Consider the following 24,385-nt stretch of genomic DNA (forward strand, 5'->3'; position numbering starts at 1 on the left):
GGCTTTCGGTTTTTCCTATTGATTCATTTCCATTTTCTTCTCTAGCCGTTTTTGGCGCCGAAGGTCAATTAGGTAATACACTACTGGAATAAAGACTAGCGTAATAAAAGTGGCAACGCTTAGCCCAAATACAATGACAATCGCCATAGGCTGTTGAATTTCAGTTCCTTCTCCAAATCCAAGCGATAGTGGTACAAGACCAAGGATCGTTGTTAAGGCCGTCATGAGGATTGGTCTTAAACGAATAGGTCCAGCTTCTAAAATCGCTTCTCGCGTGTTCATCCCTGTCTCACGTAGCTTATTAATATAATCAACAAGGACAATCGCGTTATTTACAACGATCCCAGTTAAGATAAGCATTCCGACGAGCGAACCTACGCCGAGAGGTTGGAAGGAGATGAGCAGACCAAAAATAATACCGATGGCCGTTAATGGGACAGAGAACATGATGATAAAGGGATAGAGAAAGGATTCAAATTGTCCAGCCATCACCATATACACTAGAACAATAGCAAGAGCGAGTGCTCCAGATAATTTAAAGAAAGCATCATTCATTTGTTCATCTTGACCACCAAACGTAATTTTATAAGAATTGCCTGGTAGCGGAACGTCTTCAACAAGCTTCTCGCGAATTTCATCAGTTACTGTTCCAAGGTCTCTACCTAACAAACTGGCTGTAATTTCAACTTGTCTTAGTCGATCAGTACGTGTAATCTCAGAAGGACCTAAACCTCGCTCGATTTCAGCTACAGCGGAAAGAGGAACTTTTTCACCGGTTTGTGTTTCGATAAGCAAACTCGAGAGTGAATCTAGTGAATCTGTATATTTATCTTCCACTGCAAGGCGAATGTCCAGTTGGTTTCCGTCTCGAGCAAGATTGCTCGCAACAAGTCCCTTCGTTGCATTTGAAATAGCGGTTGAAATTTGAGAACTTCCGATTCCATAACTAGCTGCTTTCTCGCGATCAATGAGGATTTGAACTTCAGGATTATTGGATTCAATACTAGAAGTTGGTTCTCTTACGCCATCAACCTCTGAAATGCTTTCCATTACATCATCTGATAGCTCTTTAAGAACATCAAGATCTGATCCAATAATATTAATTGAAATCGGATCAGCACTAAATCCAGAGTCACTTGCAGAAACAGATATATCAGCATTTGGAATATCTTTCAGTTTCTTTCGTATATCCTCTGCTACTTCTAAATCGGACTGCTTACGCTCATCAATAGGCACGAGCAGTACGCTATAAGTAGCTCGATTCGTCTGGCTTCCTGCACCAATGCTAAAGTTGTCAGAACCACCTGCCGTTAAATAAGAAAGGTCAACTTCAGGAATGGAATTTAACACGTTATCAATTTCCTCGGTAACGTTCTCGGTTGCATCTAACGAACTTCCTGCAGGCAAATTAGCTGATATGTTTACGAAACTTTGGTCCTGTGCCGGCAGAAACTCAGTGCCAATAAAAGGGGTTCCAGCTGCAGAAATGACTAATAGTAAGACGGTAAAACCAACCGTCTTTTTAGGATGAGATAAGGTTTTATCTAATACCCGTCTGTACCAATTGTTCACACGATCGAATTTTAGCTGGAAAATGGATTTTGATTCATTTCGATTCATTAATAGTGAAGAAAGCAAAGGTACAATTATCAGAGCTGTAAACAACGATGCCAATAAAGAAAATGTTACAGCAAGCGCCAGTGGTTTAAAGAGCTGAGCGGCAAGACCAGTAACGAATACGATTGGCAGGAACACAACGACAGTTGTGAGTGTAGACGCAATAATGGCGCTACCTACTTCTTTTGTTCCTTCTACAGCTGCTTCTTTCAGTGATTTACCTTCTTGTCTTAATCGGTAAATATTCTCGAGAATAACGATCGAGTTATCGACCATCATTCCAACGCCGAGCGCCAGTCCTCCCAATGTAAGAAGGTTAATGGTTTGGCCGGAAAAGTACATTAAAATAAATGCCCCTACAATCGAGATTGGGATAGAGAGACCAATAATCAACGTGCTGCGAATGTTTCGTAAAAACAAATAAAGCACTGCAGCTGCTAAGAGGCTTCCTATGATAATGTTCCATACAACTGCACGAATGGATTGATTAATAAATTTAGCTTGATCAAATACCGTTTTTATTTCCATATTTTCTGGAAGAGAAGGCTGGATTTCTTCAAGTTTTTCATTAACCTGTTTCACGACTTGAACGGTATTTGCACCTGATTGCTTTTGAATTGAAAAGCCAATCGCTGGTTCACCGTTTAGGAAACTTTCTTGAACAGCAGGTTTCATCATCTCTTCAATTTCAACGAGCTGATTGAGCTTTACTGTACCATTTTCAGTTGGAACGGATAGGTTCTTTAAGTCATCTACAGATTTAAATTCACCAGTCACACGAAGCGGTAAGTTCTTATTTTCGGTTTCGATGGACCCGCTCGGTAGGTTAAGATTTTCTGAGCCAATGAGCTGCTGTAAATTTGTTAGTGTAACCCCATATTGGCTAAGTTTATCGGGATCAGCCGTTAGTCGTATTTCTTTTTCAAGCTGTCCTTCAATGGTAACGGCAGCAACTCCAGGGACGGAGTCAAGTGATGGCTTAATTTGATCTTCAATCACTTTTTTTACAGCGGTAAGGTCTTCTTCTGAGCCGGCAACACCAAGCTGCATAATCGGAATGTCACTTGGATTAAATCGCAATACTTTTGGGATTGGAACTTCAGATGGAAGAGAATCTCTCACGGCATCTATTTGTTCCCGCATATTAAGTGTTGCAAAATCCATGTCGGTACCCCACTCAAAAGAAACGAGGATTAACGCTCCGCCATTTTGTGAGACGGAAGAAATGCTTTCGACATTTGGAAGAGTACCCATGACATTTTCAAGAGGGGAGGCGAGTAAATTCTCAACCTCTTCAGGTCCAGCGCCTTCATAAGTAACGGTAACCGCAGCAACAGGAAACGTTAAATCTGGAAAAAGGTCGACCGGCATGTTTCGAAGTGAAACGGTTCCGATGATGAGAATGAAAATAATGACCATCCCCATGGCAATGGGGCGAAACACGGAAAGCTTAGCAATATTCATATGGACTCAACTCACTTCTGTACCTGGATTTCGGATGCCTCATTTAAGCGGTCTTTTCCTTTTGTTATCACTTGATCGCCTTTTGAAAGGCCGCTTGTAATCTGGATGGTTTTATCAGTTTCTGCCCCAAGCTCAACATTAACTTGTTTTACTTTCTCCCCTTGAGGAACGTACACAAACGTTTCTTCTTCACCATAGATGACCGATTCTTTTGGCACAACGATGGCATTCTCAATTAGGTCAGTCTGAATGGTAGCAGTAGCTTTCATGCCGCCTTTGATTTTTAAATCTTTATTCTCAAGAGGAATTTCGATTAGAAACGAGCCCGTTTGTTCATTAGCCGTTGGAGGGATGGCATTTAATTTCCCATCAAATGTGCCGTCAACTCCATCGAATGTAATCGCTACATCTTGATCCTTTTTTAACTGTGATATTTGAAAGCTATTCACCTGAAATGTTGCTTTGATTGGATTTAAATTAACGACAACGGCAAGAGGCGTACTTGGAACAGCCGCTGCATTTTCTTCGGCATTAATCTGAGAAACAATGCCATTAATAGGTGATTCAATTGTTGTCGCATTTAAGACATCCTGTGCTTGATTCAAACTTGCTTTTGTTTCGGATAGCTGTGTTTCTAATTGTGTGACATTCCCCGCAGACATCGAAGGTACCTGTGCAGCTGCTTGTGAGAGCTGTGCTTGCTTGATTGTCACTTCAAGACTTTCTTTTAAAACATCTGCTGCTGTTACTTCTTCAGAATCCAACTCACTTAGAAGCTCTTTAGAGCGCTCGAGAGAATGATTTAATTCTGATTGAAGATCTTTCAGTTCCTGAGCACTTTTCTCAGCTTGTCCAGAAAGCTCCTTGGCTTGATTAACAGCCTTCTCGAGTTCGTTCACCGCATTAGTAAGTTGAGTAACATTTTCTCTTGCAGTTGAATCATCTAGTGCAGCAATTAAATCTCCCTTTTCAACTGTGCTTCCAACCGTCACGTTTATCTCCGTCACTTTAAGTGGAGAAGGTGCAGCGAGAGGGATGGTTACTCCGGGGGTAGCTTGACCGGATAATTCAAGATCATTTGAAATATCTTTTTGATCAACCGATGCTACTTCTACCGGTATTGGTTCATTTGCAGTTTCTTGATTTGTAATCTCTTCCGTCGTACAAGCGCTTGCAAAGACAAGCATACTAGCAAGGAAAACGGCCTTTTTCATATTATTCACCTCAGAATTAGTGTATCTCTTACGAATCGTATCATGTGAAGCAAACTTTTTTTATCTGAAATTCAAACATTTTTATAACAATACAGGTTTGGATAGTTGGCGATGGGGAATATAGGAGTTAGACTTAACATTAAACAATTGTATAGCTATTGTATAGCTTTTATGTAATTTTTGTCATCCCCTATTTATTTGATAAGAATTGTAGTATAATACAAATTGTGAAAAGATAATTTTTCTAATGTGGATTTGACGTTTACTTATAGAAAGGAGCAATTCCTTATGGTAACACTCTATACATCTCCAAGCTGCACTTCTTGCCGAAAAGCAAAAGCGTGGTTGCAAGAGCATGATATTCCGTTTACAGAACGAAATATTTTTTCCGAGCCTCTAACAATCGAAGAAGTGAAAGAAATTCTACGGATGACGGAAGACGGAACAGATGAAATTATATCAACTCGCTCTAAAACATTCCAGGAATTGAACTTAAATCTTGATACGGTTTCATTACAGGAATTGTTTGAACTGATTAGCGAGCATCCCGGATTGCTTCGCCGTCCAATTATTTTGGACGAAAAACGACTTCAGGTTGGATATAACGAAGATGAAATCCGTCGTTTCCTACCTAGAAAAGTTCGTACGTTTCAACTTCAAGAGGCACAGCGTCTCGTTAATTAATAAAAAACTTCTACAGCATTGCCTGTAGAAGTTTTTTTGTTGGAAAGGTTATTTATTGGATGTAAACGATATTCCCTTTTAGTTTCTTTACGAACCAGCCTCCAACAATAACTAAAAGAAGGAAAGCAACTTGAGTCGCAATTTCTAAGGAAGGGTAAGTATAGAAAAACGTTTTTAATTCAGCTGCGCTTGTTAACATTTTGGCAGATGTAAAAGCTAAAATGCCAGCACCGATGTAAATTAAAATCGGAAAATGATCAAGGGCATGCATGATCATGCGACTCCCCCATACGATAATAGGGATAGAGATCACTAATCCGAAAACCACAAGCGGTAATTTTCCTTCAGAAGCGCCTGCTATTGCAAGCACATTATCGAGACCCATGATTAAATCAGCCACGACAATTGTTCGGATCGCTCCCCAGAAAGAGAAAGTTGAATGAATGTTTTCACTGCCCTCACTATCAATCACAAGTTTAAAGGAAATGTAGAGGAGAAAGAGGCTACCGACAATTAATAAGAAAGGGAGCATTAATAAATAGACAGCCACTATTGTTAGTGCTATTCTAAGTCCAACAGCAATAGCTGTACCCATCATAATAGCTTTACTTCGATGAGATGGAGGGAGATTACGACAGGCGAGTGCAATGACAACTGCGTTATCTCCACCAAGTACGATATCAATTCCGATAATGAAGAAAACCTGAGTAATGGTTTCTAAGTTAAACAAGGAATCCACTCCCGAGTAGCGAATTTTTTAATCTCATGACAGGAGCACTTTTGGGCAAGCTATACACATAAATAAATATATCGTGTATATGGTGTAATATGAGTGAAAAAATCAAACGATTTTTTATTTCCATTCTTTGATGGTTTATCATAGAATGGTATTACAAGAGAAAAAGTGGTTAAACTCAAGCCACTTAAGGGAAAGAGGAAATTAGGAGTATCCCAGAGGGAATAGCCTTCCGGTTAACTAAACAGGAGGGAGAGAGTGCACATGGAAATCGAACGCGTCAACGCGAATACATTGAAATTCTTTATTACGTATAGAGACATTGAAAATAGAGGATTCGATCGAGAAGAAATTTGGTACGACAGAGAAAGAGGAGAAGAATTGTTCTGGGAGATGATGGATGAAGCTCATCAAAGAGAACAGTTTTCACTCGAGGGCCCTCTCTGGATTCAGGTTCAAGCTCTTGAAAAAGGACTTGAGATCATTGTCACTCGTGCTCAAATGTCAAACGACGGATCAAAACTTGAATTACCGATTTCTGAGGAAAAGCAGCTTGATCTTCCACTTGATGAAAACATGGATAAAATTCTTGATGATAAATTTGCCCTTCAGAATAATTATGAGCCAGAAGACGAGCCTGAACCTCTTGAAGGAGAAGAGCTTTCCTTTATGATCGCGTTTAGAGATTTTGAAGATGTCATTTCATTATCGCACGGATTTGATCCTGTTGGAGTTGAAAATGGTCTATACCATTATGAGGATCGTTACTATCTCCACGTTGTCTTTGATGATACATTGATAGAAGAAGATCAAGACAACCGCTTAAGTCAGCTGTTGGAATATGGATATGAGACAGAATTGACGATACACCGCATACAGGAATACGGTAAGGAGATTCTCTCTGAGGAAGCTCTAGAACAACTCCGCGGACACTTCCCACTCTTATAAAATGATGCCGATTTCCAATGGGAATCGGCCTTTTTATATGTAATATCCAAAATTCAGTTGGGAAACGAAGAAGGACTATGGATCTTAGAAGCGAATAGAGGTTAAGGAACAATTGAAAGAGAGGTGTTGTGATGTTAACAGCTCAAACAATGAATGGAAATTTGCTCAATCTTGCAGATCGGCAATATCGTCTAGATGAACTTATCCAATTAAGACGTTCCACTTCCTATTTTTGTCCAGGATGTCGACAACCTGTCGTCATGAAACTAGGTGAGAAGAGGACCTGGCATTTTGCTCATCATGGAACTCACACGTGTGAAACCCAGTGGGAACGTGAGTCAAACGAGCATCTAACTGGAAAGCTTCAGCTCTATGAATGGTTGAAAAAAGATTATTCTAATGTGGAAGTGGAGTATTTCCTAACCAAAACAAATCAGCGCCCCGATTTATTTCTTCCTCATTCGCAAACGGCAATTGAATATCAATGCTCTTCTATTGAGGACAAACTTCTTACAAAACGAACGCTTTCTTATGAATCAGCAAATATCCAAGTTCAATGGATATTAAGTGCAAAGCGCCTAAAAAGATCGTACCAATCCATTTATACGATGTCTTCAATGGATTGGGCAGCAGCTTCTTATCATCACCGTTTCCCAACCATTTATTATTATTGCCCCGTAGAACGAAAATTCGCGACTGTCCTTCTTCATCATAGCTTAACTCCCACCAAATTTATTTGTTCCACATTGTATACCTCGGCATTAAAGACATCATACAACCCCCTTTTTACAAAACTTCCTGATTGTGAAGAACAGCTACATTCTTATTCCGTTTGGCTTAAGCAAAAGAAGATTTGGCGCCAAAATCCCCATGGTGAAAGGTCATATACCTTTTTTTATCTGCGTAAACGTTTATATGCTGGTGGTCATTCAATTCGGTTTTTCCCTTCAGAAGCCGGCATTCCATCTGACGATAATTACTGGATTGAAACACCTGCCTATTTGTGGCAGACGTGGATTCTCCTTTGTTACCTTCCTACGATTCATTCTCACAGTGGTTTTACATTTCAGTCATTGTTTCATGCATTTGGACAAGTTATTCAATCTGGCTTGATTCTACCGAGATATTGTCCAGCTCATATTGATGGTCTTCGTGCGGCTCTCCAAGGATATGTAAAGCAATTAGTTCGGTTAAAAGTGTTAAAAGAATGGGATAATGAACGATATGAAAAGCTTTATCAACCGACAATTCATAATCAGATAGAACAGTGCTTCCATTATGACAAATTGATGCATACGAAGCTTATTTAGCTTGCAAGGTTTGTCGAGCGAAATTGTAAGCATCATTAGGAGAATATGGTACGATAATGAATGTGAGGAAATTATTTGATGGAGGTGTCGATTCATGGAAGAGAAAAAAGTAAATACACTACCTAAAAGAGATGAAATTCCAGTTGTAGATACGTGGGAATTAGAAGCGATCTATGAAAACGATCAGCAGTGGGAAGAGGAATTTAATGAAATAAAGGCACTTCTTCCAGAAATGAAGGAATATAAGGGAAAGCTTGCGGAGTCGGCTGATAAGCTATATAACGCACTGCAAAAACAAGATGAAATTACGATTAAACTTGGTAAGCTTTATACATACGCTCATATGCGCTATGACCAGGATACAACGAATTCGCATTATCAAGGGCTTAATGACCGAGCGGCTAATCTTGCCACACAAGTTAGCAGTGAATTAGCGTTTGTTGTACCAGAAATTTTAAGCGTACCTGAAGAGACAATCAAGCAATATTTGAGTGACAAGAAAGAATTAACGCTCTATGAGCACGCCCTGGATGAAATTAACAGAGAGCGGCCACACGTTCTTTCAAAGGAAGAAGAAGCGATCCTAGCAGGTGTTAGCGACGTTACAAGTAGTTCTAGCAATACGTTTGGTATGCTAAACAATGCAGATATGAAGTTTCCAACCATTAAAGATGAAAATGGCGAAGAAGTCGAAGTTACACACGGGCGATACATCCGTTTTCTTGAAAGTAGCGATCGACGTGTAAGAAAAGATGCGTTTAAAGCTGTTTATGACACGTATGGTAAATTTAAAAATACGTTTGCATCTACATTAAGTGGCGCAGTAAAAAAAGATAATTATTATGCAAAAGTGAGAAATTACGATTCAGCAAGACAGGCAGCGCTTGATAGTAATAACATTCCGGAAGATGTTTACGACAACCTGATCAAAACCGTGCATAACCGCTTGGATTTGCTACATCGATATGTAAAGTTACGTAAGAAAGCGCTTGGACTTGAGGAGCTTCATATGTATGATATGTATACACCTCTTGTCTCTGAAGTGAAAATGGAAGTTTCTTATAACGAAGCAAAAGAGTATATCGTAAAAGGGTTAGAACCACTTGGTGAAGAGTACAAGAACATCCTTGAAGAAGGATTTTCCAATCGTTGGGTAGATGTTCAAGAGAACGTTGGGAAGAGAAGTGGAGCATACTCGTCTGGAACTTACGGGACGCGTCCTTATATTTTGATGAACTGGCAAGATAATGTGAATAATCTCTTTACGCTTGCTCATGAGTTTGGTCACTCAGTTCATAGTTATTATACAAGAGAAAACCAGCCATACCCGTATGCAAACTATTCAATTTTTGTAGCGGAAGTAGCTTCCACGACGAATGAATCATTGTTAAATCATTATTTACTTGAAAATACTTCAGATAAAAAAGAAAAGCTATACTTATTGAATCACTATTTAGAAGGATTTAGAGGAACAGTATTTAGACAAACGATGTTTGCGGAGTTTGAGCATATGATTCATAAGAAAGCACAGGACGGTGAGCCACTAACTCCTGATTTACTTTCATCTCTTTACTATGACTTAAACAAGACGTATTTTGGGGAAGATCTTGTGATTGATGATGAGATTGCTCTTGAATGGGCGAGAATTCCTCATTTTTATTACAACTATTATGTATTCCAATACGCGACAGGATTTAGTGCAGCAGCGTCACTCTCAAATCAAATTCTTGAAGAAGGGGACGAGGCTGTCTCAAGATATATTGATTTCTTGAAAGCAGGTAGCTCGGACTACCCAATTGAGGTGCTTAAAAAAGCTGGTGTGGATATGACTTCATCTAAGCCTATCAGTGATGCGTTGGACGTATTTGAATCCATACTAAACGAGATGGAAAACTTGTTGTTCGAAGCCTAATTAAAAGACCTTCTCCGCGTTGGAGAAGGTCTTTTTTAGCGATTAAATCCTCTGAATTGGTTGCGAGAATTGAACATGCTAACAGTAAAGAGAATGGAAGCAAATAAAAGTGCTGCTCCAATTGGTACCGGAATGAATTTTAGTAGACCCATAAGAAACATTACAAAGCTAATCACAATGAAGGCAATGCCGATTATTAGATAGAAGCGCATCATTTTCCCTCCTCGACCTATACGTATGACATATTTGCATACTTATAACCGTCAGTAAAAAGTCGAAAAAAATAGCCCCACTTGTGGGACCATTCTTTTTCCTTATCCATTTTTAACAGTACGCCAGAAAGAGCCGTGTTTGGCAGGAACTTTCTCAACTTTTTGTTTTAGTGCTAGCTTCTTCATCGCTGCGTCAGCTTCTTCGCAGCTCATGTCATACACGACTGCGACTTCTTTTGTCGCAACAAAGTGATACCGATCCATAAAAGCATCTAGAGACGGGAGCGGTTCTGGCGTTGGCTTTGTCTTCAACATTTCGGTCAGGATCCGCACATATACTTCATATTCATAAAGGCCTGTAATCTTTAGTCCCTCTTCTTCAATGTTTTCATTGAAAAAAACAAGCGTAGGTAATTCATTGACTTCCATTTCAGATGAGATTTTCAAATCACATTGAAAGGCTTTTACAGCCGCTTGAGAATGAAGATCTTTTTTGAATTCGTGAACGTCAAGGCCCGTTTCTTTAGCAGCTTGAATGAGATTTTCTTCCTTCGTCATATTTTGCTTCTGGATAAAGAGTAATTCTCTCATTTTGCGAAGGAAGTTAAAGCCTGGTAGCTTTCCCTGAAGCTCTGCAGCCTTAATGGCGATCGATGCGATATAAGGGGTGTCCATAGGGTCCTCATACCATAAATCACCGTCACAGGACATGCCAGAGCGGCTTGCAGTCCGTTCCCAGCGTTCGGCTACATCAGCGTGTGTTGTGATGCCTTCATTCTTTCGTTTAAACGAGTTAAATGTTTTAATGTTTCCTCCAACTAAATGTCGGATCCGGAACGTATGTCCATATTCAAGTTGTAGTTTCTTAATCATTGGTTCAAGACCCCAGCAGTCAGGACAGAGAGGATCTATAAATGAATATATTTCGATCGGTTTGCCCTTTTGAGTCTGGGCTGAACATGCTACATCGGATTGTCCATTTGGATTGTAAGAATCGCAATAGGAACCAGTTACATTCGGTGTCAATTCGATTCTCCTTTCTCTTCCTGATCACCCGAGTTAACCATGTGATGGGCAGTGAACGTTAATCGTGTTAATAGGTGTTCTTTTAAATCTTCATCGAGTTGTACCTCATCCATCGCTTCTTGCATGCATGAAAGCCATGCCGTTGCTCGTCTCGGTGTAATTTCAAATGGGAGGTGTCTCGCTCTTAACATAGGATGTCCATGTTCTTCTGAATATAGCGGAGGCCCCCCAAGAAATTGAGTTAGGAATTGAGTTTGTTTTCGAGCTGTTTCAGTTAAATCTTCTGGAAAGATTGGTTTTAATTCAGGATGCTCGGCAACCCGGTTATAAAAAGCAGTCACAAGCTGTTCTAGCTTTGCACCGCCGATATGATCATACATGTTTTGCTTCATAATGATTTTCCCCTTTGGCAGGTAGAACCTTATTTCAATTTCATTTTAGCAACCTCCCTACATAACAGCAAATAATCCGATTTGAAATCATTGCCAAACAAAAAAGAACAGGCCGTTTAGACCTGTTCTTTGGAAGCAAGAAAGAAGCGTAAGATCTTGTTTTTTGCCTCTCGCTTTGGTATCTCATACTTCTGAAGGAGGTGACTAAAAGCACGTTCCCCAGCTTCAAAAGCGCTAACTTCAAATTCGAGTTCAAAATCTTCTCGATTAAGGTATTCGCTATGATCAAGAACGAGAAGTCCTTCATCCAGCATGTATTCTGCACGATGTGTTGTTAACCGTCCTAAATGGATAAGCTGATCCTGAATACCGAACGCTTGTAGTTGAGTTAAGACTTCTCCTTCGGGTAAAGTAGCACTTTTCTTAATCGCTTCAAACGTTTCAAATGAAATTGGCTGATGTGTTTCAAGCAGCCCTTCATCTGCAGGTTGCTTTAATGTTAAGACAAACTTATCTTTTTTGTTGCGAACGCGTAATGCAGCTCCTTTTTCTCGAATTAGAAAATCAGCTGTATCAAAATAATCGTTCGTTTGTGTTTTAATGTCATTTTCTAACTTATAAGCAGCAAGTAAAGAAGTGTATTCTTCTTTCGTTAGCATATTTTTAAATTCAATTTCTAGCTCCTGTGCCAAATAATAGTCCTCCTGTTTTGTTAGATATAAAAGAATTATGGCATATGTCTTGAAACAGAACAACAACGATGAAATACCCCAATGCATTATGATAAACTATTAGGTGATACATAATGGAAAGATCGAGAGGAGAGGTATTTGTGCCAGAACAATACTACATTATAACAGGGGAACTAACCGATCACACACTTACCTTTGGTTTGAATGAAAAAGTTGATCTAAGCCTCTATACAGCGACAGGCAATATGCTAGTGGATTCAGATTCCTTATCGTTTGTTTATTTACTTGACGGGGGAGAAGGGTATACATACATTCGATTCCAGGAAGAAGTTTGGCCGATGTTAGCAAATGTTCTTGAACAGGACGTGAACGTTACTGTTACTTCTGAACACGGTTCATCGTTAGAACTTGTCGATCTAAAAGAGGAACTTGGCTACCTCATTGAGAATATTAAAGGTAATTCGAACTATGGAGAAGACATGAATCAAGCTGTTGAGAAAGTATTTCTAACAGCCTCGTAATAGATATCGTCGTTGGTGGTGGTTGGATGAAAAATTGGGAAGAATTTTTAGCCCCTTATAAGCAAGCAGTAAACGAACTAAAGATAAAGTTAAAAGGTCTTCGTGAGCAGTTTGAAAAAGCCGATGATCATTCTCCTGTTGAATTTGTAACGGGGCGAGTGAAGCCCATTTCAAGCATTCTTGATAAGGCAAAAAACAAAAAGATTTCGCTCGACCGGTTGCAAGAGGAAATGCATGACATTGCTGGGGTACGGGTCATGTGTCAGTTTGTGGAGGATATTAATAAGGTGATTCATCACCTTCGTGGAAGAAAAGACTTCGATATCATTGAAGAACGTGACTATGTGACGAATCAAAAAGTAAGTGGCTACCGTTCTTATCATGTGGTTGTACAGTATCCCGTTCAAACAATTCAAGGTGAACAAATGCTTCTTGTTGAAATTCAGATACGCACATTAGCTATGAATTTCTGGGCAACAATTGAGCATTCGCTTAATTATAAATACAACAAGAAAATTCCAGAAGACGTTAAGAAACGACTTCAGCGTGCAGCTGAAGCGGCATCTAAATTAGATGACGAGATGTCTGAAATACGCGGTGAGATCAAGGAAGCCCAAAAAGTGTTTATGCAAAAAAAAGAAAACGAACAAAAGAAAGCTGAAAATTAAAGTAGACGAGGTGCCTATAGTGAAATTTGCGGTAAAGTCCAAAGGGGATCAAACCTCCAACCAACTTCAGCAGCGAATTAAAAATTATTTGCGTGATTTTGATCTAGACTATGATGAAGCAGAACCAGATATCGTGATTTCAGTTGGCGGCGATGGAACGCTACTCCATGCGTTTCACCATTATCAAGACCGATTGGCAGATACAGCGTTTGTTGGTGTTCATACCGGGCATCTCGGATTTTACGCTGACTGGACGCCTGAAGAAGTCGAAAAGCTAGTGATTCATATTGCAAGAACGCCTTTTCAAATTGTGGAATACCCACTGCTTGAAGTAACGGTTCGTTATTTGAATAGCTCAAAAGAAAATCGTTACCTTGCTCTTAATGAATGTACAGTCAAAAGTGTGGAAGGTTCTCTCGTCATGAATGTGGAAATTAAAGGCGATTTATTCGAAACGTTTCGTGGTGATGGACTCTGCATTTCCACACCATCTGGAAGCACCGCTTATAACAAAGCGTTAGGAGGAGCAATTATTCATCCGGCGCTTCCTTCGATTCAGCTTTCTGAGATGGCGTCCATTAATAATCGCGTCTTTCGTACGGTAGGGTCGCCACTAGTCCTTCCGCAACATCATACGTGTCTTTTAAGACCTGTTAACGACGCTGATTTTCAAATTACAATCGACCATCTTTTTCTACTTCAGAAAGATGTAAAGTCGATTCAATATCGAGTGGCTGAAGAGAAAGTTCGATTCGCCCGTTTCAGACCATTTCCATTTTGGAAAAGGGTAAAAGAATCTTTTGTAGATGAAGTATATTAAGAAAAGACAGTACTGTTCAATTTTGGACAGTGCTTTCTTTTTGCTAACGTAGTGATGAGGTGATCTTTATTGGAAGTGAAAATGAACTGGACGGTTTTAAATCAAGAAGCAGGCATGATGCTAAGAGAATTTCTTTTAAGAGAAAAGAACATATCACGAAGTATGTTAACGGATATCAAGTTTAAAGGCGGGTCCTTGTTAGTAAATGGGGTCCACCAAAATGTAAGGACCATTTTAAATGAGGGTGATGTCGTCGAAGTAGTTTTCCCTGAAGAACAAATAAGCGACACGATGTACCCCAAACAATTGCCATTAAGGATTTGCTATGAAGATGATCACTTTTTGCTAATTAATAAGCAAGCAAATCTTCCAACAATCCCTTCTCGTCATTCGACAGCATCCCTTGCGGAGGGTGTTTTGCATTATTATAAAACAAGCAACTTAAACAGAACCATTCACGCAGTCAATCGCCTTGATCGTGATACGTCAGGTCTCGTTCTCTTTGCAAAACATCGTTACGCTCATGATCTACTTTCACGACAGCAGAAAAATAAAGAAATGAAACGATCATATCTTGCATTAGTACACGGTGAGCTCGAAGAAGATGGTGAAGTAGAAGCCCCAATAGGAAGGAAGGATGATAGTATTATTGAAAGAACAGTGCGATCAGATGGACAGTACGCTTTAACCAGGTATCATACAGTGAAGCGATACAACGGTTTCTCTCTTCTCCAATTATCCTTACAAACAGGGCGTACACACCAGATTAGAGTGCATATGGCTCATTTAGGACATCCTCTTCTAGGTGATGATCTCTATGGGGGTAAGAAAGAACTTATTTTAAGGCAAGCACTGCACAGTGCCGAGCTTGAATTTCACCATCCTTTCCTACAAAAAAAGCTCCGATTTGAAGCGGAGCTTGAAGCGGATATGCGTGATCTTATTGAAACGAAGTGAACTTCTCTGGAACGTAAGGCATGGATGATTGAACCGACGTTGTTTTCAGTTCCGGATAGCTCAGCGCTGTTAATTTGCCACCAAATACGCAGCCGGTATCAATGTTCACAGTATGATTGACCCACCTTGGTTCTAAGACAGGGGTGTGGCCATAGACAATGAGCGCACCACCTTCATATTGACTTGCCCAGTCTTTGCGAATAGGCATCCCGTTTGGATGGGATTCGCCTGTTATGTCGCCGTAAAGTACGAAGGTTTTTACTTTTTTCCCAACTTGTCCAATGTATTTCTCTGGTATCCCAGCATGAGCAGCAATCAATTCTCCATCATCAAGAGACAAATAAAGCGGGGCATTCTCATATAGCGCAATGAACAATTCTTTCATCATCGTAAGGTCTCTAGGTGGTAACGCATTAAGTTCGGCCACCGTTGTCTCAAGACCGTGAGTTTGCTGAACGTTCCTGCCAATTAAGTAGCGATAGAATTTATTACAATGATTTCCAGGGCAATAGAACGCCTGTCCACTTGTCACGAGTTGAGAAACGACTTTGACAACCGCTAGAGAGTCGTTCCCTCGATCTGTGATATCGCCAGGGAAAACAAGTTTTCTCCCATCAGGATGAACGGGAACGCCACTACCCCAGTCATATCCAAGGCGCATCGTGAGCGTCTTCAATTCATCATAGCATCCGTGTATATCACTGATTATGTCGAACACTTCCTATTCCCTCCTTTTATCTTCTATCTTTTCCCTAAAGGTAGAACAAGTATCATCATGAATCTAAGTTCCATAAAAAAATAACCTGCCGGATTGGCAGGTTATTCAAACATATACGTTTTTGTGCGTGAGCGAACGTTTAAGACAAGACCAACTGCAATCATGTAGGTCAAAAGGGCACTTCCTCCATAACTTACAAAAGGTAAAGGAATTCCGGTGATCGGTAAGATTCGAATCGTCATTCCAATATTTTGAAATACCTGGAACGTAAGCATTCCGATGACACCAGCACAAAGATAGCTTCCGAATGATTCATTGCTTTCAAGAGCGGTATGAATCATGCGATAAATGAGCATGAAGAAAATCGAAATCGTAATGCTTGCACCAATGAAACCAAATTCTTCTCCGATAACGGCAAAAATAAAGTCAGTGTGTGCTTCAGGAAAGTAAACAGTACCATCTGCATAGCCTTTTCCTTCAAGTTTACCTGACCCAATTGCTAGAATCGCTTTCGTAGCTTGATAGCCAGCGTCCGCATATTCTTCTGGAGCAAGCCAGCCGTAGAACCGGGCTAGTTGATACTCATCAAGTAAGTAAGCTTTAAAGAATGCGGGAAACTTGAAGAAAATAAAGACGAAAGTAGAAATACCCGCTACACCTATTAAACTTAAAAGAGAAAGAAGTCTCCAACGTACGCCGGATACTAGCGTGATGCTAACAACAATTGCTGTAAATACCATTGCTGTACCAAGGTCAGGCTGAGCCATAACAATAAGCAGAGGAGCAGCGGCAATACCGAAGATCTTCGCTAAAAGGATCAGATCTGTCTGAATGGTTTTTGATGGATGTTTTTCATGATGCGAGACAGAAGCTGAAGCAATGGCAATAATTAAAAAAATCTTCATAAACTCAGATGGCTGCACACTTCCGAGACCAGGAAGAACGAACCAGCTTTTGGCACCATTTCGAATTGGCGCGATTTGATAACTTCCAATATATTCTGGACTTACTGCTAATAAAATTAGAAGAAGAATTCCAAATCCGTAGAGATACCAGGAAAGCTGCCTAAAGCGATCGAAATCAATGACCAGTGTAAGAGAAAGCACGAACGCACCTACGAAATACCACGTAAGCTGTCTTCCTGCAAAGTTAAAGTTTTTTAATTCTCCGGGTAGTGAAGCTTGCGCGCTGTAAATAGCAACAGTACTGATACACATAAGAAGAAATACAAAGAACAAAAGTGTAAAATCTATTTGTTGCCATGGTGTTTGATTGTCATTGTTCATGATATAATCCTTTCTAAAGAAAAGCGTTCCTTCTTTTAATCACATTTCCTATCTTATCTGAAATCCTTCCGTTTGCAAATCGGTTCCTGTATTTATTTTTGACAAAATAACTACACACCGACTAAGATAGGAAGGTAATTTTACTTTCTTTGCGTAATCGATTAAGGGAGCAGTACCTAAGCAAAGCTTATCGAAGTTTTACGATAAATGATATAGCCATATTTGAGCATTTGTAACTTTGTTATAAAAAACAACAGGGAGGTGTGCAGAGTGGCTTACCAGGAGCAAGAGACGCAGGCTTTATACGACGCACTAATACAACACTTAGATCAAGAAGAAATAGACGCATTTCGTGAGCTATTTCTCGACATTCACCCATATGAACAATCGCAGTTCTTTTTAACAGTATCAGAACATATTAGGCTACTTGTGTACACCTATTTATCACCACGAGAGATGGCAGAGATCTTCCAGAACTTCGATATTGAAGAACAAGAAGAATACATTTCAGAGATGGAACCGGCTTATGCGGCGAAGATGCTTGCTGAGATGTACGCCGATGATGCCGTTGACGTATTAAATGAGTTAAATCCAGAACAGATTGCAAGCTACTTAACCATCATGGATGATGATGCAGCCGATGAAATTAAAGAGCTGCTTCACTATGAAGAAAAGACCGCCGGTAGTATAATGACGACCGAATTTGTATCAATCCGCGCACACCAAACGGTAAAGCGAGCGATGCAAATCTTAAGGCAAGAAGCGCCAGAAGCAGAAACGATCTATTATATTTTCGTATTAGATGAACAAAAAAGGCTCGTTGGCGTTATTTCTTTGCGAGATTTAATTATTGCAGAAGAAGATACGTTAATTGAAGAAATCATGAATGAACGAGTTGTTTCTATTTCGGTTGGCGAAGATCAGGAAGAAGCCGCGAGAATTATGCGAGATTATGACTTTCTAGCCCTTCCAGTTCTTGATTTTCAAAACCATTTACTCGGAATTATCACACATGATGATATCGTTGATGTAATCGAAGAAGAAGCATCAGAGGATTATTCAAAACTCGCTGCGATTTCAGATGACGGTTCATTTGATCGCAATCCGTTTTCTTCAGCAAAAAAGAGACTTCCCTGGCTGATTATCCTTCTGTTTCTAGGAATGATGACAGCGAGTTTAATTGGTCAATTTGAAGTAACGCTCGATAAGGTGCCACTTCTCGCGGTCTTTATCCCTCTAATAGCCGGGATGGCAGGGAATACGGGGACGCAGGCCCTTGCGGTTGTTGTTAGGGGACTTGCGACGGGAGATTTTGAAGAGAATAGTAAGTGGACCTTAATTGTGCGAGAAGCAGGAACTGGTCTCATTACAGGCGCAACTTCTGGTGTTCTTGTAACGATTATTATTTTTTTGTGGAAAGGAACCTTTTTACTTGGCTTATTGGTTGGTTTTTCGTTATTATTTACGTTGATTGTCGCAACACTCGCTGGTGCACTTGTCCCATTATTAATGCATAAGCTTAACATAGACCCTGCTGTTGCTTCAGGGCCATTCATCACGACGATTAACGACATTATCAGTATACTTATTTATTTTGGAATGGCGACTGCATTTATGAGCCAGCTTGTTTAGCGCTTAAATGCAGACGTTTGGAGGAGGAAAGAAATGGAACACGGTGCATCCGTATCATCACTTGTTATCGTAGTCGTTATCGCATTTGTTATACCGTTTATCTTACACCGCTTCAGACTGAATTTCTTGCCGGTTGTAGTTGCTGAGATTATTGCTGGGATCTTCATTGGCCAAAGTGGGTTTAATTTAGTTCAAGGAGATACGTGGCTTGATACGTTATCAACGCTAGGCTTCATTTTTCTCATGTTTTTAAGCGGTCTTGAAATTGATTTTTCGGTTTTTGCGAATAAAAAGAAAAAAGTAAAGCTCCCGAGCGGTAAGTTTGAACCAAATCGTGTTCTTGTGTCGTTCATTGTATTTGTTCTTATTTTCGTTGTATCCTATCTCCTTTCGTTACTGTTTGTTGTTCTTGGATACACCGACAATGCGTTCTTTATGACGCTGATTATCTCCACCATCTCGCTTGGTGTTGTTGTGCCGACATTGAAGGATGCCAATATAATGAAAAGCAGTATCGGACAAACGATTCTTCTAATCGCCGTTATTGCCGATCTTGCTACCATGATCTTATTGGCCATTTTCGTTTCTCTGAATTCAGGTGGAGAAGGAAATATGTGGCTGCTTCTCATTCTTTTCGGAGCTGGGATTCTACTTTATTTCCTTGGAGCTTATTTCAGACATCTTTCCTTTATTGAAACGATGTCAAAAGGGACCATTCAAATCGGTACAAGAGCCGTATTTACGTTAATTATTGTATTGGTAGGGATTTCTGAAACAGTAGGTGCTGAAAACATTTTAGGTGCCTTCCTTGCAGGGGCACTTGTTTCGTTACTCTCTCCTAATACAGAGCTTGTCCAAAAGCTTGATTCATTTGGATATGGTTTTCTAATCCCGATCTTTTTCGTTATGGTTGGGGTGGAGTTGGATATTTGGTCTCTATTCCAGGACCCGAAAGTCCTAATCTTAATTCCACTTCTATTAATTGCGCTTTTTGCTTCAAAGCTTGTGCCAGTTGTTGTTTTAAGGAAATGGTATGATACAAAAACGGTGCTTGGTTCAGGAATGCTACTCACATCAACACTTTCTCTCGTTATTGCGGCCGCAGAAATTGGGGAGCGTATTAACATCATTGATGATCAACTGTCATCTGCATTAATTTTGGTTGCGATTATTAGCTGTATACTAGCACCAATTCTCTTCAAGAAATTAATGCCGAAACCAGAAGAAAGTTCTCATGCAAAGAAGCTTGCGATTATTGGGGCGAACCAAATTACGTTACCGATCTCGCTTGAACTTGATCCTGCGAATTATGAAACGTCCATTTATCATACGAAACAGGAAAAAGTGGATTCTGAGAAGCAAAGTAGTCACTTTAAAGTTATCGAACTTTCCGATTACAGTATTGATACATTAAAGAACAGTTCAGTATTTGACGCAGATATTCTTCTTATTTCTTCAGGAGATGATGAAACAAATTCAGACATTGCGGTATTTGCGAAAGAATATGGAACAGAGCGTGTCATTGCACGAATTGAGCTTACTGAAATAGCGGATCAGCTACGAGAGCTGAATATTGATGTGTTTTCAGTGTTCTTCTCCACAAAAGCACTGCTAAAAGCGCTCATCGAATCACCAGGTGTTGTGAATATCTTTACTCGCGAAGAAAACGCGCTTTATCAAATTAACATGAACAATGTGGAATACAATGGCGTTCCACTGCGAAGCTTCCCGTATCTCGGGGATACGATCATCGTTCGTATTTTCCGCGGGAAAGATTCCATTGTCCCGCACGGTGATACGGAACTTCGAATCGGTGATCGCTTGATCGTAACAGGAAGTAGTGAGAGTGTCGACGAAGTGCGCACGCTGTTAAGCTACTAGTGCTAACCCCTTTCTCATCATGAGAAAGGGGTTTTTTATGTTTTGGAAGTTAGGGAATAAATGTATGGGACAGGGCGATACTTCTATCATAGGCGAACGGAAGGAGGAGAAGAGAATGAATACTGAAATTCCAAAAGTAATTTGTCCCGTTTGTGGAAGAACCAATGAGATGGAGAAGTCCATAACGGCTCAGTCAAATCAAAACATCATATTTGAATGTCCCGCATGTGGTTATGAGCGACGAAATATTCAAACAAGTAAAGGGTGAAAAATCCTCATGGTGCATGTTTGATAAACCATGTTATACTTAGGACGTGGTGCTAATAACTAATAATAAATTCGAGGAGGAGCATGGATATGAACCTGTCTCTTGAGAACCGTACATATGTTGTGATGGGCGTTGCAAATAAACGAAGCATTGCCTGGGGGATTGCACAGGCGCTAAGCAGTGCCGGTGCACGATTGATCTTTACTTACGCAGGTGAGCGTCTAGAGAAAAACGTTCGCGACCTTGCAGGTACGCTAGATCGTGATGATTCCGTTATTTTACCTTGTGATATTACAAATGACGAAGAAATCGAAGCAACATTTGCTCAAATTAAAGAAGAAGTCGGTGTGATTCACGGACTTGCTCACTGTATCGCATTCGCGAAAACAGAAGAATTAAAAGGGGAGTACCTTGAAACAACGCGTGAAGGCTTCTTGCTAGCGCATAACATCAGCTCGTATTCTCTTACTGCTGTTTCAAAAGCAGCTCGTCCACTGATGACGGAAGGTGGAAGCATCCTTACAATGACGTACCTAGGTGGCGAGCGCGTTGTAAACAACTATAACGTAATGGGTGTCGCAAAAGCTTCTCTTGACGCAAGTGTGAAGTACCTTGCGAATGACCTTGGAAAAGACAACATCCGCGTTAACGCGATTTCAGCTGGACCGATTCGTACGCTTGCAGCAAAAGGAATTGGCGACTTTAATTCGGTGATTAAAGAGATTGAAGAGAAGTCTCCGATGCGTCGTACAGTAACGAAGGAAGACGTAGGAAACACAGCACTATTCTTAATGAGTGATCTTTCTGGTGGAATTACTGGTGAGATGATTCATGTGGATAGCGGATACAATATTATTGCGACTTGATACTAAAAACCACGACGATTGTGTCGTGGTTTTTTATTTTGGAAAGTCATGTAGCTGTGGGAAGGGGATTTCCTTCGTTATCTTCGATTCGTTAAAGGGCGGGGACGGTGCAATCTTTTACAATAGGAAGTGTTATCCCGTTCCGTATCTCGTTTTCTTCTGTGTGGAGAAATTGTTTGATTGTTCATCAAATAATGGAATCGGTCTATCATTTCGTCTAATTCATTCTCACTAAGTCCACCAACTGCTCCAGAACCCAATAGGATTGCAAAAGCAACGGGCATCGTATCAACGATCACATCAACGTCTACGTCAGAGTTTCCACTATTTTTAATAAGAGCCAATAGTTCTTGAGCTTTTTCTGATTTCCTACTCATCTTGTAACCTCCTTATATGAAGATGAATAGGATACTAGCATAGAGCTAGTATCCTATTTGTTAGACTAGCATTACCATTTCTTACGGCCGTGGCCGTTGTCTTCACTATCTTCTTCTAGCTCTTCTGCACCAGCAACTGCAGTAGCTTCAGAATCTTCGGCAGCAGCGGCAGCAGCTGCTGAAGCATTAACGTTAACGTTTACTTCAGAGTTTCCGCTATTGATAATTCTTGCAGAGGCGATATCTTTGCTGTTATCTTCTTTCTCGATGTCAACCTCGATTGGTCGAAGATCTCTTCCACCATTCTCACTAGCACCTGCAACATTACGACGAACACGACGACGAGCACCTTGAGTATCATTTTTATATCCCATTATTTTTCCTCCTTTCAAGGTATACCTTATGATATACGGATTTTACTTTTTAGAGACGGCTAATGGTACAGGCCATTCGCATAATTTACATGATTCAGATGAATTTAGTGATAAATAGTATTAAAAAGCGCTTGTCTGCGTTAACTAGGCTTTCTTAATCAGCATTATTATCTTAGAAAGCAATATGGGTAAAAATTATAGTAATGGCATGATTAATTAATTTTGATAGTCAAATGCACAATCCTTAGCATAAACTGGATAGTAATTAATCAATCAAATACGTGCGCTGATAAAAAATGAAAAACTGTACTTAAAGAAGAATTAGAAATCGAAACAAAGCACATTATTTTGGATACTGTACAAATTCTTATTTACATCAAAAAAAGCCACCAATCATTTGGTGGCTTAATCAGGTGTTGTTAGTTATGCACAGAAATGAGCGCGCGTAGATCACGACAATCGACGATTAATGTGAATGTACTTCCCATTCCACTAGGGAATACGTTCATTGGTGATACCATGTCGTTTACAACAAAAGTTGCACAACATTTTTGGCTGTCAAAATACACAAGAGTTGCTTCAATAAATTCAGGAAATCCATCTACTAAGATGAAAAACTTACTCCCTTCATTTCTTTTATGCAACTGATGGCATAAGCACTTATCACATTTAGATCTGTTCTTTTCTTTGTTGCAATCATCAAATAAACTTGACATCCTTTAACCTCCTATCCTTTGAATTCTTTACATTATATTGACAGATGTTTTTTATGTTATGGATAAGCACCTAAACGAGCGAAAAGAGGCGCTTGTTCAATAAAGTAAGGAGCGAGTATTTTGGATAAGAAACCGAGAGTATTGTTTATTACAAAGGACTTTTCAAGTCATATTGAGAAAAGCAGTTTTTATTTAGTTAAAGAACTTCAGCGCCAGGCAGACTTGATGCTTTGGCATTCAAGAGGTCATATTTCTAGTATTCTGGCAAATCTCCCTAACAAACCTGATTTTATTTTATTAAATGATTTTAAACCTGATTATTGTCCGCAAATTAAAGGATTGAAAAACTGTAATATACCTGTAGGAATTATTATGCATGATTTGCATTACAAAGTTTACCAGAGAAAGAGGTTTATCGAGAGGGAAAACATCCAACATATTTTTTCTATTTACAGAGATCCCTTCCTAAGCTGGTTCTCTGAATATAAGGAGCGAATGATTTGGTTTCCTTTTCATATTCCTAAAGAGATATTTATAGATTATAAATTAAAGAAAACTCATAAGTGGCTAATGATGGGAGCAATGGATGAAAGGTATTACCCTTTAAGGAGGAAAATGTTTGAAACAATGAAAGGTGAGAAAGGCTTTCATTACTATCAACACCCAGGATACGGTACCGTAGATGATGGGAAGAAAAACGTTTTGGCAGGAGTAGCATACGCCATGGAAATTAACCGAGCCAAAATGTTTTTAACATGTGATAGCATACTTCACTTCCCTCTATTAAAATACTTCGAAGTTCTTGCTTGTAATACTTTGCTTTTGGCGCCAGGTAACAAGGAGTTGGAAGACCTAGGGTTTGTCGATGAGGAAACTTTTGTATCTGTAGATGAGAAAAATTTTATAGAGAAAGCGAATTATTATCTTAAACACGAACAAGAGAGAATCGATATCGCTATTAGGGGTTATAAGATGGTACATGAATTGCACACTACTGAAGTAAGGGTAAAAGAACTAATCAAAAATATTAGCCAAATCGTTAACAATAGGTGATAATTGCCTATTGTTTTTTTTGGACCTATTTTAACAAACTC

General features: G+C 39.7%; 25 protein-coding genes. 13 read left to right on the forward strand and 12 right to left on the reverse strand.

Annotated elements, in window-relative coordinates; translation table 11 throughout:
• Positions 1-15 precede the first annotated feature (15 nt).
• Both PQ578_RS12540 and PQ578_RS12545 read right to left on the reverse strand, forming a co-directional pair.
• Entirely contained in the window at positions 16-3,081 is a 3,066-nt protein-coding gene (locus PQ578_RS12540) for an efflux RND transporter permease subunit (protein ID WP_273834644.1), read from the reverse strand.
• 11 nt (positions 3,082-3,092) lie between these two features.
• Complete coding sequence (locus PQ578_RS12545) at positions 3,093-4,295, reverse strand: efflux RND transporter periplasmic adaptor subunit (protein WP_273834645.1); 1,203 nt, start codon at positions 4,293-4,295, stop codon at positions 3,093-3,095.
• A gap of 288 nt (positions 4,296-4,583) precedes the next feature.
• On the opposite strand from PQ578_RS12545, the gene spxA reads away from it, so the two are divergent.
• Positions 4,584-4,979, forward strand: coding sequence for a transcriptional regulator SpxA (gene spxA / locus PQ578_RS12550; RefSeq protein ID WP_098443134.1), 396 nt, complete (start codon positions 4,584-4,586; stop codon positions 4,977-4,979).
• A gap of 52 nt (positions 4,980-5,031) precedes the next feature.
• Here spxA and PQ578_RS12555 read toward each other — a convergent pair whose 3' ends face one another.
• Entirely contained in the window at positions 5,032-5,709 is a 678-nt protein-coding gene (locus tag PQ578_RS12555) for a TerC family protein (RefSeq protein WP_098443135.1), read from the reverse strand.
• A 270-nt stretch (positions 5,710-5,979) separates the two neighbouring features.
• Between PQ578_RS12555 and mecA the strand changes: the two genes are divergently transcribed.
• The 3 genes from mecA to pepF all read left to right on the forward strand — a co-directional run bounded on the left by mecA (position 5,980) and on the right by pepF (position 9,885).
• Entirely contained in the window at positions 5,980-6,663 is a 684-nt protein-coding gene (gene mecA, locus PQ578_RS12560; RefSeq protein WP_159787342.1) for an adaptor protein MecA, read from the forward strand.
• Positions 6,664-6,794: 131 nt separating this feature from the next.
• Positions 6,795-7,973 carry a competence protein CoiA gene (locus PQ578_RS12565; protein WP_273834646.1) on the forward strand — a complete coding sequence of 393 codons (1,179 nt, stop codon included), beginning with the start codon at positions 6,795-6,797 and terminating at the stop codon, positions 7,971-7,973.
• Positions 7,974-8,067: 94 nt separating this feature from the next.
• On the forward strand, positions 8,068-9,885 hold the full coding sequence (gene pepF, locus PQ578_RS12570) for an oligoendopeptidase F (protein ID WP_273834647.1): 1,818 nt from the start codon (positions 8,068-8,070) through the stop codon (positions 9,883-9,885).
• 35 nt (positions 9,886-9,920) lie between these two features.
• Here the strand turns inward: pepF and PQ578_RS12575 are convergent, their stop codons facing one another.
• From PQ578_RS12575 to PQ578_RS12590, 4 genes are all read right to left on the reverse strand, one after another.
• Positions 9,921-10,097: a hypothetical protein gene (locus PQ578_RS12575; RefSeq protein WP_240904099.1), complete on the reverse strand. Its 177-nt coding sequence runs from the start codon at positions 10,095-10,097 to the stop codon at positions 9,921-9,923.
• A gap of 102 nt (positions 10,098-10,199) precedes the next feature.
• A complete protein-coding gene (locus PQ578_RS12580) occupies positions 10,200-11,027 on the reverse strand; it encodes a ClpXP adapter SpxH family protein (RefSeq protein WP_273834971.1) in 828 nt (275 codons plus the stop codon).
• A 92-nt stretch (positions 11,028-11,119) separates the two neighbouring features.
• The gene (locus tag PQ578_RS12585) at positions 11,120-11,521 is read right to left on the reverse strand and encodes a globin domain-containing protein (RefSeq protein WP_160919706.1); all 402 of its coding nucleotides are present in this window, start codon (positions 11,519-11,521) and stop codon (positions 11,120-11,122) included.
• A gap of 110 nt (positions 11,522-11,631) precedes the next feature.
• Positions 11,632-12,207: a CYTH domain-containing protein gene (locus tag PQ578_RS12590; RefSeq protein WP_273834649.1), complete on the reverse strand. Its 576-nt coding sequence runs from the start codon at positions 12,205-12,207 to the stop codon at positions 11,632-11,634.
• Between the two features lie 113 nt (positions 12,208-12,320).
• Between PQ578_RS12590 and PQ578_RS12595 the strand changes: the two genes are divergently transcribed.
• The 4 genes from PQ578_RS12595 (at position 12,321) to PQ578_RS12610 (ending at position 15,173) form a co-directional block, all read left to right on the forward strand.
• The gene (locus tag PQ578_RS12595) at positions 12,321-12,728 is read left to right on the forward strand and encodes a UPF0738 family protein (protein WP_273834650.1); all 408 of its coding nucleotides are present in this window, start codon (positions 12,321-12,323) and stop codon (positions 12,726-12,728) included.
• A 26-nt stretch (positions 12,729-12,754) separates the two neighbouring features.
• Complete coding sequence (gene yjbM, locus PQ578_RS12600) at positions 12,755-13,396, forward strand: GTP diphosphokinase (RefSeq protein ID WP_098443143.1); 642 nt, start codon at positions 12,755-12,757, stop codon at positions 13,394-13,396.
• A 19-nt stretch (positions 13,397-13,415) separates the two neighbouring features.
• Complete coding sequence (locus PQ578_RS12605; protein ID WP_224594831.1) at positions 13,416-14,216, forward strand: NAD kinase; 801 nt, start codon at positions 13,416-13,418, stop codon at positions 14,214-14,216.
• A gap of 81 nt (positions 14,217-14,297) precedes the next feature.
• Entirely contained in the window at positions 14,298-15,173 is an 876-nt protein-coding gene (locus PQ578_RS12610) for an RluA family pseudouridine synthase (protein ID WP_273834973.1), read from the forward strand.
• Here the strand turns inward: PQ578_RS12610 and prpE are convergent.
• Positions 15,157-15,891 (reverse strand): bis(5'-nucleosyl)-tetraphosphatase PrpE, encoded by a 735-nt coding sequence (gene prpE, locus PQ578_RS12615; RefSeq protein ID WP_273834651.1) that lies wholly within the window; start codon positions 15,889-15,891, stop codon positions 15,157-15,159. The two genes, PQ578_RS12610 and prpE, sit on opposite strands and share 17 nt — an antisense overlap.
• A gap of 101 nt (positions 15,892-15,992) precedes the next feature.
• Positions 15,993-17,177 (reverse strand): FtsW/RodA/SpoVE family cell cycle protein, encoded by a 1,185-nt coding sequence (locus PQ578_RS12620; RefSeq protein ID WP_160919174.1) that lies wholly within the window; start codon positions 17,175-17,177, stop codon positions 15,993-15,995.
• 270 nt (positions 17,178-17,447) lie between these two features.
• On the opposite strand from PQ578_RS12620, the gene mgtE reads away from it, so the two are divergent.
• The 4 genes from mgtE (at position 17,448) to fabI (ending at position 21,824) form a co-directional block, all read left to right on the forward strand.
• Positions 17,448-18,809, forward strand: coding sequence for a magnesium transporter (mgtE, locus tag PQ578_RS12625; protein WP_273834652.1), 1,362 nt, complete (start codon positions 17,448-17,450; stop codon positions 18,807-18,809).
• Between the two features lie 33 nt (positions 18,810-18,842).
• Positions 18,843-20,690: a monovalent cation:proton antiporter family protein gene (locus PQ578_RS12630; RefSeq protein ID WP_224879422.1), complete on the forward strand. Its 1,848-nt coding sequence runs from the start codon at positions 18,843-18,845 to the stop codon at positions 20,688-20,690.
• 115 nt (positions 20,691-20,805) lie between these two features.
• Positions 20,806-20,958 (forward strand): hypothetical protein, encoded by a 153-nt coding sequence (locus tag PQ578_RS12635; protein ID WP_098443149.1) that lies wholly within the window; start codon positions 20,806-20,808, stop codon positions 20,956-20,958.
• A gap of 89 nt (positions 20,959-21,047) precedes the next feature.
• The gene (gene fabI, locus PQ578_RS12640; protein WP_098443150.1) at positions 21,048-21,824 is read left to right on the forward strand and encodes an enoyl-ACP reductase FabI; all 777 of its coding nucleotides are present in this window, start codon (positions 21,048-21,050) and stop codon (positions 21,822-21,824) included.
• Between the two features lie 77 nt (positions 21,825-21,901).
• Here fabI and PQ578_RS12645 read toward each other — a convergent pair whose 3' ends face one another.
• The 3 genes from PQ578_RS12645 to PQ578_RS12655 all read right to left on the reverse strand — a co-directional run bounded on the left by PQ578_RS12645 (position 21,902) and on the right by PQ578_RS12655 (position 23,291).
• Entirely contained in the window at positions 21,902-22,201 is a 300-nt protein-coding gene (locus PQ578_RS12645) for a hypothetical protein (RefSeq protein ID WP_273834656.1), read from the reverse strand.
• 71 nt (positions 22,202-22,272) lie between these two features.
• A complete protein-coding gene (locus tag PQ578_RS12650; RefSeq protein WP_273834658.1) occupies positions 22,273-22,575 on the reverse strand; it encodes a hypothetical protein in 303 nt (100 codons plus the stop codon).
• A 419-nt stretch (positions 22,576-22,994) separates the two neighbouring features.
• Entirely contained in the window at positions 22,995-23,291 is a 297-nt protein-coding gene (locus tag PQ578_RS12655; protein ID WP_273834659.1) for a hypothetical protein, read from the reverse strand.
• A gap of 120 nt (positions 23,292-23,411) precedes the next feature.
• Here PQ578_RS12655 and PQ578_RS12660 point away from each other — a divergent pair, with 120 nt between their 5' ends.
• Positions 23,412-24,344 (forward strand): glycosyltransferase, encoded by a 933-nt coding sequence (locus tag PQ578_RS12660; protein ID WP_273834661.1) that lies wholly within the window; start codon positions 23,412-23,414, stop codon positions 24,342-24,344.
• Positions 24,345-24,385 lie beyond the last annotated feature (41 nt).

It is taken from the genome of Guptibacillus sedimenti (assembly GCF_028610665.1).
In the GTDB taxonomy this organism is placed as follows: Bacteria; Bacillota; Bacilli; order Bacillales; family Guptibacillaceae; genus Guptibacillus; species Guptibacillus sedimenti.

Bases quoted from the DNA above. Each gene is read 5' to 3' on its own strand.
- PQ578_RS12540 (WP_273834644.1), bottom strand. From the start codon at position 3,081: ATGAATATTGCTAAGCTTTCCGTGTTTCGCCCCATTGCCATGGGGATG.
- PQ578_RS12545 (WP_273834645.1), bottom strand. From the start codon at position 4,295: ATGAAAAAGGCCGTTTTCCTTGCTAGTATGCTTGTCTTTGCAAGCGCT.
- spxA (WP_098443134.1), top strand. From the start codon at position 4,584: ATGGTAACACTCTATACATCTCCAAGCTGCACTTCTTGCCGAAAAGCA.
- mecA (WP_159787342.1), top strand. From the start codon at position 5,980: ATGGAAATCGAACGCGTCAACGCGAATACATTGAAATTCTTTATTACG.
- PQ578_RS12565 (WP_273834646.1), top strand. From the start codon at position 6,795: ATGTTAACAGCTCAAACAATGAATGGAAATTTGCTCAATCTTGCAGAT.
- pepF (WP_273834647.1), top strand. From the start codon at position 8,068: ATGGAAGAGAAAAAAGTAAATACACTACCTAAAAGAGATGAAATTCCA.
- PQ578_RS12575 (WP_240904099.1), bottom strand. From the start codon at position 10,097: ATGCGCTTCTATCTAATAATCGGCATTGCCTTCATTGTGATTAGCTTT.
- PQ578_RS12595 (WP_273834650.1), top strand. From the start codon at position 12,321: ATGGAAAGATCGAGAGGAGAGGTATTTGTGCCAGAACAATACTACATT.
- yjbM (WP_098443143.1), top strand. From the start codon at position 12,755: ATGAAAAATTGGGAAGAATTTTTAGCCCCTTATAAGCAAGCAGTAAAC.
- PQ578_RS12610 (WP_273834973.1), top strand. From the start codon at position 14,298: ATGAACTGGACGGTTTTAAATCAAGAAGCAGGCATGATGCTAAGAGAA.
- PQ578_RS12620 (WP_160919174.1), bottom strand. From the start codon at position 17,177: ATGAACAATGACAATCAAACACCATGGCAACAAATAGATTTTACACTT.
- PQ578_RS12630 (WP_224879422.1), top strand. From the start codon at position 18,843: ATGGAACACGGTGCATCCGTATCATCACTTGTTATCGTAGTCGTTATC.
- PQ578_RS12635 (WP_098443149.1), top strand. From the start codon at position 20,806: ATGAATACTGAAATTCCAAAAGTAATTTGTCCCGTTTGTGGAAGAACC.
- fabI (WP_098443150.1), top strand. From the start codon at position 21,048: ATGAACCTGTCTCTTGAGAACCGTACATATGTTGTGATGGGCGTTGCA.
- PQ578_RS12645 (WP_273834656.1), bottom strand. From the start codon at position 22,201: ATGAGTAGGAAATCAGAAAAAGCTCAAGAACTATTGGCTCTTATTAAA.
- PQ578_RS12650 (WP_273834658.1), bottom strand. From the start codon at position 22,575: ATGGGATATAAAAATGATACTCAAGGTGCTCGTCGTCGTGTTCGTCGT.
- PQ578_RS12655 (WP_273834659.1), bottom strand. From the start codon at position 23,291: ATGTCAAGTTTATTTGATGATTGCAACAAAGAAAAGAACAGATCTAAA.